This window comes from Pseudonocardia ammonioxydans (assembly GCF_900115005.1).
In the GTDB taxonomy this organism is placed as follows: domain Bacteria; phylum Actinomycetota; class Actinomycetes; order Mycobacteriales; family Pseudonocardiaceae; genus Pseudonocardia; species Pseudonocardia ammonioxydans.
Genome location: NZ_FOUY01000088.1, coordinates 1 through 9820, shown reverse-complemented (window position 1 = coordinate 9820; position 9820 = coordinate 1). Strand labels below are relative to the sequence as shown.

The following is a 9820-nucleotide window of genomic DNA, read 5'->3' as shown; positions in this document are numbered from 1 at the left end:
AGAACGAAGCCGGCCTCGACCACTACCAAGTCCGCTCCTACCGAGCCTGGTACGCCCACATCACACTGGCCATGCTCGCCGCCGCCTACCTGTCCGTCACCCGCGCACAGGAGGCCGAAAAGGGGGATCTCCAGCCGAGCGGACCGGCCTGATCCCGCTGAGCGGCAACGAGATACGGCGCCTGCTCGCCACCCTCATCCTCACCCCAGCCGCCTGCCTGACCAGCACACTCGCCTGGTCCACCTGGCGTCGACGACGCCAACATCAGGCCCGGACCTGTCACTACCGCCGCCGCGGCCAACGCCCACCACCCTGACGAAACGCCGTTGCAGTACTAGGCCATGCCCGTCCTCGACGTCTTACTGGCCGGATTCGTCATTGCCGACGCGGTGGTGAACACCGCACGGCGCCGTAGCCGGTCCCGATCCTGAACCGCGAATCATCCGGATCGGCACAGCAGTTCGTGCCGACGATTCCACACCTGTTTCGGGTGTGCTCGGACATGCGCTGTGTCGATTCCGCACCATCCACGACCGGGAGGCGACGTTGCTACGTGTCGGTAGTTCGGATAGGGACCGGGACTGTGCTGCCATCACCGCTGTGCTCAGCACTGCGTCGGCCCGCGGTGGAATGGACCTGGATGCCCTGCGGAACGAGGCCGATCTGGTCGAGGTCCGGGCAGACATCCTGGGAGAGGTGGACCCGTCGTGGTTGCGGTGCCGCTTCGGCGGCCGTCTCGTGTACTGCCTGCGCAGCCGTGACCGCGGTGGCAGGTTCGAAGGCCCGTCGGACGTGCGGCGCGCCCGCCTGCTCGCCGCGGCCGAGCGCTACGACGTGGTCGACCTGGAAGCCGACCACGACCTGGTCCCCGAGCTGCTCACCCGGATCCCGGCGCACCGGCGTCGCGTCTCCTGGCACGGATCCGCCGTCGAGCCCGGCACGTTCCACCGGCGGTTCGGCCGTATGGCCGCCGCGGGAGCCGCGCTCTACCTGCTCACGACCGCCGTGTCGCGGGCCGAGCAGGCGCTGGCGCCGCTGCGGTTCCTCCACGACCTCGGGCGGCCGGACGTCACGGCGTTCGGCACCGGCGCGGCCGGGGTCTGGAGCCGTCTGCTGGCTCCCTGGCTCGGTGCGCCCGTCGTGTTCGGCGGCCTGGGCGGCGAGGACCCCGAGGTGCCCACCGTCGCCCAGCTGGTGGGCGACTACGGCTTCCCCCGGCTGCGCCCGCTGGACACCGTGAACGGCATCGTCGGCCGTTCGGTCCTGGGGTCGAAGTCGCCGCGCGCACACAACGCCGGCTACCGCGCGCTCGGCATACCCGCCGTCTACCTCCCGTTCCAGGTGGAGGACTTCGGGGGTTTCTGGGACGAGGTCGCCGAGTCCGGCCTGGCCGCACTCGGCATCCCGATGCGCGCGGCCACGGTGGTGTCCCCGCACAAGGAGGCGGCCCTGGCCACCGCCGGTACGGCGAGTCCGGCGGCACGTGGTTGCGGGGCCGCGAACTCCCTCGTGCGACGGGGCAGGTCCTGGCGGGCCGACACGTCCAACAGCCCGGCGATCAGCAGGGCACTGGCTGGTGTCGACGAGCCCGTCTCCGGCCGGAGGGCCGCGGTGATCGGATGCGGCGGTGCCGGCCGCGCCGCTGCCCTCGCGCTCGCCGGGTGCGGCGCCGAGCCGGTGCTGGTCAACCGCGACCGCCGCCGCGGCCGGTCGGTCGCCGAGATGCTCGGCCTGGAGTTCGTTCCCCTCGATGAGTTCCGCGCCGACGGATACTCGCTCCTCGTGCACGCGACGCCGATGACCGACCGGGCGCCCTTCCTACCGTCCGAGCTGCCCGACGACGCGGTCGTCGTGGACATGGTCTACGCCCCTGCCGATACCGCGGTCAGCAGCGAGGCCCGCGAGCGCGGACTCGCCGTCGTCGACGGGTGGGACGTGCTGCTCGCCGACGCCGGCTGCCAGTTCCACCTCATGACCGGACGGCACATCCCGACCGAGCAGACCCGCGCGTTGCTGCAGGCCGGGCGGACCCCTCGGGGCGGCGATGTCCGATCTCACTGACAGGCCCGGATCACCTACGGCTGGAGAGGATCACCGAGTGGGCATCGACCGCACTTCGGAGGCGACGTGGCTGGAGACCCTCGCTCCTCGGCACCGGGAACTGCTCGCACGCGTCGGCGACATCGCCGACGCGTGCGCCGAACGAGCGGACGAGTACGACCGCGCGGTGGCGTTCCCGGGCAAGGACTTCGACGACCTGGCGGCCGCCGGGCTGAACGCAGCCACCGTCCCCGTCGAGCACGGTGGTCTGGGGCTCGGCCCGCTCCACGGCGACACGCTCCCGCTGTGGCTGATGACCAAGCAGCTGGCCAAGGCCGACCTGTCTCTCGGCCGGTGCTGGGAGGGGCACACCAACTCGCTCGTGCTCCTCGACGCGCTGGCCTCCGAACGGCAGCGGGCCCGCTGGTTCGAGGGCGTCGTGCACGGCGGCGAGAAGTGGGTCGCCTGGAGCGGTGAGCCGCAGGCGCGCAAGCCGGGCGAGCGCACCGCGTTCGGCACGAGCATCACCGCGGTCGACGGGGGATGGGTCCTGGAGGGCACCAAGGCCTTCGCCACCAGCGCGACCGGCGCGGACCGGGCCGTCCTCCTGGTCAACACCGCGGGGCCGGGCGGCGCCCGGCACGCGGACGGCCCGGCCGAGGGGCTGCTCCTGCTGGCGTGCGATCTCTCCGATCCCTCGGTCACCGTCGACGAGTCGTGGTGGGACCCGATCGGCATGCGTGCCACCGCGAGCCATGTCGTGACGTTCGACCGGACCTTCCTGCCCGCGGCGGACGTGATCGGAGAACCGGGCGCCTACCTGCACCAGGGCTGGCAGAGCGCCTTCACCCCGCACTACGCGGCCAGCTTCCTCGGCGCCGCCGAGGGCGCCTTCGACTACGCGCTCGAGTACCTGCTCCGGCAGGACAGGACCGCGGACCCCTACGTCCAGCAGCGCGTCGGGAGCATGGCGGTCAACATCGACACCGCACACCTCTGGCTGGCCCACGTGGCCCGGCTCTGGGACAGCGGGCACCGGCGCGAGGCCCGGAACGCCGGCAACCGCGCCCGTCACCTCGTCGAACACCTCGCGCTGGAGACCGTGGAGCACTGCGTCCGCGCCTGTGGGGCCCGCAGCCTGGTGCGGCCCAGCCCTGTGGAGCGGATCCTGCGCGATCTGACCTTCTACGCGCGCCACGACAACGACGACCACGTCCTGGCGACGATCGGGCGGGCAGCGCTCGGGCACACCCATGACTCCTCGTTCTTCAAACCCTGACCGGGTCCGTCATGCCCTGACCGACCGCCGCACGTGCCCGGGAGAACGGCCGCATGTCGACTCTGACAGGAGATCTCGTGTCGATCGCCTCCGGCCGGCCCGCCCCGGCAGGCACGGGAGACGGGCCCGGGAACGCCCCCCGTGGCTATCGCAGGCGGGTGATCGGCTCGGCGTCGGTGGCCCTTGCCATGACCGCGCCGGGACAGACCGCGGCCGTCTCGGTGTTCGTCGACCCGCTGATCGCATCCCTCGAGGTGCCCCGATGGTCGGTGGCCACGGCCTATGCGATCGGCTCGCTGGCAGGGGCGCCGGCGATGCCGTGGCTGGGGAGGATGCTCGACCGTTTCGGGCCACGCCGCGTCATGGCCGTCATCGGATGCTGTTTCGGGGCGATCCTGCTGGCTGCCGCCGCCGTCACCGAGATCGTCGGGCTGACGGCGGCCTTCGTCGGCATCCGCATCGGTGGGCAGGGTGCTCTGAGCCTCGTGGCCACCACCGCGGTCGCGGTCTACGTGCAGCGGCGCAGGGGACTCGCGACCGGGGTCGTCACCGCGGTGGGCACGTCCGTGATCTCGCTGGCTCCGCTGGGGCTCGAGCACCTGATCAACGATCTCGGGTGGCGCACGGTGTGGCAGCTGCAGGGGTGGGCCGTCCTCGCCCTGACCGTGCCTGCTGCGCTGTTGGTCCTGCCACGGCGGGTGCGCACCGGCGGCGACCTCGCGGTGGGCACGGGCCCTCCCGGGGACGTGACGCCCAGTGGGCCCGAGCCCGGGACGCCGGCCGGAGCCGGCAGCTCCGCCGCCGACCGGACCCTGCGGCAAGCCGGGCGGACCTCGGTCTTCTGGATCGTCATCGCGGGGACCGGCGTGTGCAGCCTGGTCACCACCGCCCTGACGTTCCACCAGGTGTCACTGCTCGGGGAGCGTGGTCTGAGCGTCGCCGAGGCGGCAGCCAACTTCGTGCCGCAGCTGTTCGCCGGGCTGTCCGTCAGCTTCCTGTTCGGCTGGCTGGCCGACTACGTCGGCGACCGCGCACTGATCGTCGCCGTGATGGTGATGCTCGCCCTCGCCACCGTCGGTGCCGGATGCGTGCGCCCGGGCTGGACCGCCGTCGTCTACGGCCTGGCACTCGGCGCCTGCATCGGCGGGATCCGCACTCTCAAGGGGGTCGTGTTCAACGAGGGCTTCGGTTCCGGCCACCTCGCTACCCTGCGCGGCACGGTGCACGCGGTGATCATCGGCACCTCCGCGCCGGGTCCTCTCGTTCTCGCACTGGGCAGGGCGTGGTCGAGCTCGTACCAGCCGACGCTCCTCGTCCTGTGCCTGCTGCCCGCACTGGTGGTCGCGGCGGTGTACCTGACCAGGCCGGTCCGGCCCGCCTCCCGGCGCCAGACCGCGCCGAGGTCGGCCGGCCCCATGGGCAGCGCGCCGCGGCCCCGCTGGGTGGATACGGCGCGGACGAGTGTGACCGGGCGCGGTCCGTCGACGGCGTCCCAGCGGCATCGAGCGGCCTGGGTGAACCCCGGACGCTCGGTCCGACCCTGTTGGTCGGCCCTGCGGGACCGTTCACCTCCTGAACACCGGATCCGGCGCACTGTGGCCCGGTTCGGCACCAGGCGACAACGTAAACGATCATATCCAGAATGGAGCTTGCTCAACGATGAGTAGTCGAGTCGGAAACCGTGGGAGACGTGGGATCGGAACGGTCTCCTTGCTGGCCGCCGTTCTCTTGTTGGTCACCGCGTGCGCCGGGGGAGGCGGCGGCGACACGGCCGGGGCCACCCGGCCCGTCGCGCACGACATGGGAGAGACCATGGTGCCCGACCGGCCCCAGCGGGTCGTGGCGCTCGAGTTCCCCTACGTGGACATGCTGGCTTCTCTGGACGCGAGCCCGGTCGGCGTGGTCGACGACGGAGATCCGGAGAACCTGATCCCACAGGTGCGGGAGAGGATCGGCGAGTGGCAGTCGGTCGGGACCCGGGCGGAGCCCGACCTGGAGCAGATCGCGAACCTCCAACCCGATCTGATCATCGCCGACAACGATCGGCACGCGGGGATCTACGACGAACTGAGTGCGATCGCACCCACGGTCGTGTTCACGGTCCGGTACTCCGGGTACCAGGAAACCCTGGACGTGACCCGGAAGGTCGCGGAGGCCCTCAACAGGACAGACGCGGCGAACGCAGAGATAGACCGCCTGAACGGAAGACTGGACGCGTTCGCCCGGACGGTTCCCGAAGGCGACAAGCGCCAGACCCTGGCCATCATTCCCCGGGAACGCGGTACCGCACAGATCCAGGGGAAAGGGTCCTACGTGGCCGACGTCCTCGAACGGGTGGGGGTACCGTACGCACCGGAAGCGGCGGCGTTCCCCGCGGACTCGGACTCCTCCTCGGTCGGGTTGGAAGGCCTGGCCGAAATCGACCCCGACGTTCTGTTCGTCATGACCGACGCGGAGACCACGATGGACGACTGGCAGGGGTCGGAGGTCTGGCAGAGTCTGCGCGCTGTGCGAGCCGGCGACGTCTACCCGGTCGACCGCGCATTGTGGACCCGCTCCAGGGGGCTGGTCTCGATGGAACTGATCGCGGACGAGGGCACCGGGATGCTGTACGGCCGAGCTCCGGAGGGAGGCGGTGCGGCGGGCGTCGATCCGGGAACCGGTGGTCCGTCGAACTGACCCGATCTGAACCAGGCAGGCTCATCTCAGTGTTGCGCTCGCGGTACGCGCTGCTTCTCGGGTTGGCGGTCTGCACGGCGGTGCTGGCCGTGGGCCTCGTCGTCAGCATCCACTTCGGGGCGTCGCGGATCGGCGTGATGGATGTGCTGCGGGCATTCGCCGACCACGACGGTTCGCGGGACGACCTCATCGTCCGCACGATCCGGGTTCCGCGTGCACTCGGCGCGGCGCTGGTCGGAGCCTGCCTGGCTGTGGCAGGTGCGATCATGCAGGGGCTCACGCGCAACCCGTTGGCGGATCCGGGCATCCTCGGAATCAACGCCGGAGCGGCCTTCGCCGTGGTGACGGCCGTGTTCGTGTTCGGGACGACGTCGTTGTCGACGTATGCGCTCGTCGCCTTCGTCGGAGCGGCGGTCGCGGCCACGCTGGTGTACGGGATCGGTTCGGTGGGGCGCGGCGAGATGGGCCCGATGCGGCTGGCCATCGTCGGGGCCGCGGTGGCAGCGCTGCTGTCGTCGTTCACGACGGCGATGCTGATACTCAGCGAGCAGACCCTGGACACGATCCGGTTCTGGCTGGCCGGGTCGCTGCTCGGCCGCGACCTGGCGTTGCTGCAGCAGATCTCGCCCTACGTCTGCGCCGGACTCCTGCTCGCGCTGGCGCTGAGCCGTCGGATCACGGCACTGATGCTCGGTGACGACGTGGCCACCGGGCTGGGGCAGAGGACCAGGCTCACGAAGTCCCTCGCCGCGCTCTCGGTGGTGCTGCTGGCAGGCAGCGCCGTCGCAGTGGCAGGGCCGGTGGGCTTCATCGGGCTCGTCGTGCCCCACGCCGTGCGCTTCGTCGTCGGTCTGGACTATCGCTGGATCCTGCCCTACTCCGCAGTCGTCGGAGGGATCGTGCTCCTGGGTGCCGACATCGTCTCGCGTGTGGCACTGCGGCCGCAGGAGATCCCGGTCGGCGTGACGACCGCTCTCGTCGGCGCGCCGTTCTTCATCTATCTGGCGCGATCCAGGGCACGGCAGTAGATGGGTCGCCCGATGTCCGTCGTCTCCCGTCTGACCACCGGTGAGGCCACGCTCCGAGCCGGACCTGTCTCGCTGCGGCTGGACCGGCGCGCGACCCTGATCTTCATCGTGCTGTGTCTGGTCGTGTTCGCCGGCGTGGTGCTGAACGTCGGCTACGGCCCTTATCCGGTGCCGCCGCCGGCGGTCGTGCGCACGGTTCTCGGTCTCGGGGACGACGCCGGTCAGGCCTTCGTCATCAACACCCTCCGGCTGCCACGTGCACTGGTCGCGGTGGCAGTGGGGGCCGCACTGGCCGTGAGCGGGGCGATACTGCAGGGACTCACGCGCAACGGACTCGCCGCGCCCGACATCGTCGGTGTCAACGCCGGGGCGTCGTTGGCGGCGGTGAGCCTGATCGTGGCCGTGCCGTCGGTCTCCGCGGCATACCTGCAGCCGGCGGCCCTGGGCGGTGCCTTCATCGTGGCTGCGTTGCTGTACGTGCTGGCGTGGAGGCGGGACAGCTCGCCGGTCAGGCTGGTGCTGGTCGGTATCGGGCTCGGCGCGATCGCCGGCGCCGGCACCACATTCATGATCACCTTCGGTGAGGTGCAGCAGGTCTCCCTCGCCCTGATCTGGCTCACCGGGAGCGTCTACGGCCGCGGCTGGGACGAGCTGTACTCGTTCCTGCCGTGGTTGCTGCTCTTCCTCCCGCCGGCGTTGTTCCTCGCCCGCCGCCTCAACGCACTGAACCTCGGCGACGACGTCGCACACGTCATAGGCGTGCCGGTCAGGAGGACGCGTGCGCTGCTGCTGCTGACGAGCGTGGCGCTGGCCGGGACCGCGGTGGCCACCGCCGGGACGATCGGGTTCGTCGCGCTGATGGCCCCGCACATCGCCCGCCGGATGGTCGGCACGTCGCACGGCAGCCTCATCCCGGTGGCCGCGGTGACCGGAGCCGCGATCGTCGTCGGCGCGGACCTCGTCGGTCGAGCCGTCCTCCCGCAGGTGGAGATCCCGGCCGGAATCGTCACCGCGATTCTCGGTGCACCCTTTTTCATCTACCTGCTCTACAGGAGCAGGAACACATAGACCTCGAGATCCCTGATCGTCGACAGAACGCCGGAGGACATGTGTGCCTGAAGTGGAGTCGAGAGCCGTGAGCAAGCTCAGGACCGAGCGGATCAGGTTCGCCTACGAGGAGACCACCGTACTGGCCGATCTCTCGGTGGACGTGCCGCAGGGTCGGATCACCTCGATCGTCGGTCCGAACGGCTGCGGGAAGTCCACTCTGCTGCGTGCGATGGCCCGCCTCCTGAAGCCCCGTTCCGGCACCGTCTACCTCGACGGCGAGGCCATAGCCAACCTCGCGACCCGCGAGGTCGCGAAGAGACTGGGTGTGCTGCCCCAGGACCCACGGGCCCCGGAGGGACTCACCGTCCGCGAGCTGGCCTCCCAGGGTCGTTACCCGCACCAGAGTTTCCTCCGGCAGTGGTCGAAGTCCGACGAGCGGGCCGTCGCCCGCTCACTGGAGATCACGGGCGTGGACGAGTTCGCCGACCGGTCGTTGGACACGTTGTCCGGTGGCCAGCGTCAGCGTGCCTGGATTTCCATGGCCCTGGCGCAGGAGACCGACACGCTGTTACTGGACGAGCCCACCACCTACCTGGACATGGGCCATCAGCTCGAGGTACTCGAACTGCTCGCCCGTCTGAACCGCGAGGAGAAACAGACTTCCGTCATGGTGCTGCACGACCTGAACAGCGCCGCGCGCTATTCGCACCACATGATCGCCCTCTGCGAGGGCGCGGTCCACACCGCCGGGCCGCCGCACGAGGTCGTGACCCCGCGCGTGATCAGGGACATCTTCGGCGTCGAGGCCGACATCATCTACGACCGGCGGAACGGCAGCCCGCAGTGTCTTCCCTACCAGCTGCTCAGGGCTGCCGAGGACTGACGTCGTGCGGTGCCGCAGGAACGTCGACGCCGATGACCTGGTGGGGACGGTGAGCGTCGTCGGTGCGTGGCTTCCCGCCGCAGTCCCGGGCCGGCACGTCCCGGCCCGGGTGACGGCCGTGCACCTGCGGCAACGCTCGCCGGCCACCGGCCGAGCAGCGCTGCGCGCGTGGACGCTGCTGCACGCGCCGGCCCTCGACCCGGCAGGGCCTCCCCGGCGTCCGGTTGCACGATCTGCGGCATACCGTCGTCCGGGTGGGAGGCGGGATGAGCCAGGTGTCAGAGGCGTCGTGCGCGCGTCGCGCGGAACCGGAAGCTGTCCTGCTGGGCCGGCTCGTAGTCGAACTCGACCTGGTCGCCCTGCTCGAACACCTTGTAGCCCTCGGCCTCGATGGCGCTGAAGTGGACGAAGGCGTCGAGGCCGTCGGGCAGCTCCGGGCTGCTGATCGCGCCCCAGCCCTTCTCTGCCTTGTAGAACTTCACGACCCCGGTCGCCATGCGTCGATCAGAGACCCCATGGCCGCTACCGCTGGCCGCCTTGAAGGATGAGAATCGGTGCGGGGTCGGCTGAGCTCGTTCTTGCTTGGTGCGCGAGAGCCTGTGTCAGAGACTGATGCCAGGGGCCTTCCCGGCACCTCGAATTGTTGTCTCGTGCACGCCTTACAGCGTCGTTGATCGGTCGGCCCCGCCGGCCCCACCCCTGTCCGGGAGCGGGGCGAGGAGGCCACGGATGGACACGCTGATCGAGCGGTGCGCAGGTATCGACATCGGTAAGGACGAGGTGGTCGCGTGCGTCCGCACACCGAACCCGGACGGCCGTAGGCGGGTCAAACAGACCCGCACGTTCACTACGTTCACTGCC

The 9820-nt window shown here is 70.5% G+C and carries 8 protein-coding genes and 1 pseudogene; 8 read left to right on the top strand and 1 reads right to left on the bottom strand.

Features of this window, described 5'->3' with window-relative positions; genetic code table 11:
* From BM093_RS35610 to BM093_RS33255, 8 genes and pseudogenes are all read left to right on the top strand, one after another.
* A pseudogene (locus tag BM093_RS35610) lies at positions 1-152 on the top strand (IS701 family transposase); the annotation flags it as partial.
* A 448-nt stretch (positions 153-600) separates the two neighbouring features.
* A complete protein-coding gene (locus tag BM093_RS33285; protein ID WP_143105682.1) occupies positions 601-2061 on the top strand; it encodes a type I 3-dehydroquinate dehydratase in 1461 nt (486 codons plus the stop codon).
* A 37-nt stretch (positions 2062-2098) separates the two neighbouring features.
* On the top strand, positions 2099-3319 hold the full coding sequence (locus BM093_RS33280) for an acyl-CoA dehydrogenase family protein (protein WP_218163052.1): 1221 nt from the start codon (positions 2099-2101) through the stop codon (positions 3317-3319).
* 188 nt (positions 3320-3507) lie between these two features.
* On the top strand, positions 3508-4986 hold the full coding sequence (locus BM093_RS33275; protein WP_218163051.1) for an MFS transporter: 1479 nt from the start codon (positions 3508-3510) through the stop codon (positions 4984-4986).
* 145 nt (positions 4987-5131) lie between these two features.
* Positions 5132-5998 carry an ABC transporter substrate-binding protein gene (locus BM093_RS33270; protein ID WP_177238868.1) on the top strand — a complete coding sequence of 289 codons (867 nt, stop codon included), beginning with the start codon at positions 5132-5134 and terminating at the stop codon, positions 5996-5998.
* Positions 5999-6027: 29 nt separating this feature from the next.
* Complete coding sequence (locus tag BM093_RS33265; protein ID WP_218163050.1) at positions 6028-7026, top strand: FecCD family ABC transporter permease; 999 nt, start codon at positions 6028-6030, stop codon at positions 7024-7026.
* A gap of 12 nt (positions 7027-7038) precedes the next feature.
* Entirely contained in the window at positions 7039-8094 is a 1056-nt protein-coding gene (locus BM093_RS33260; protein ID WP_093357046.1) for a FecCD family ABC transporter permease, read from the top strand.
* Between the two features lie 67 nt (positions 8095-8161).
* Entirely contained in the window at positions 8162-8959 is a 798-nt protein-coding gene (locus BM093_RS33255; RefSeq protein WP_093357043.1) for an ABC transporter ATP-binding protein, read from the top strand.
* A gap of 278 nt (positions 8960-9237) precedes the next feature.
* Here the strand turns inward: BM093_RS33255 and BM093_RS33250 are convergent, their stop codons facing one another.
* A complete protein-coding gene (locus tag BM093_RS33250; protein WP_093357024.1) occupies positions 9238-9456 on the bottom strand; it encodes a cold-shock protein in 219 nt (72 codons plus the stop codon).
* Positions 9457-9820 lie beyond the last annotated feature (364 nt).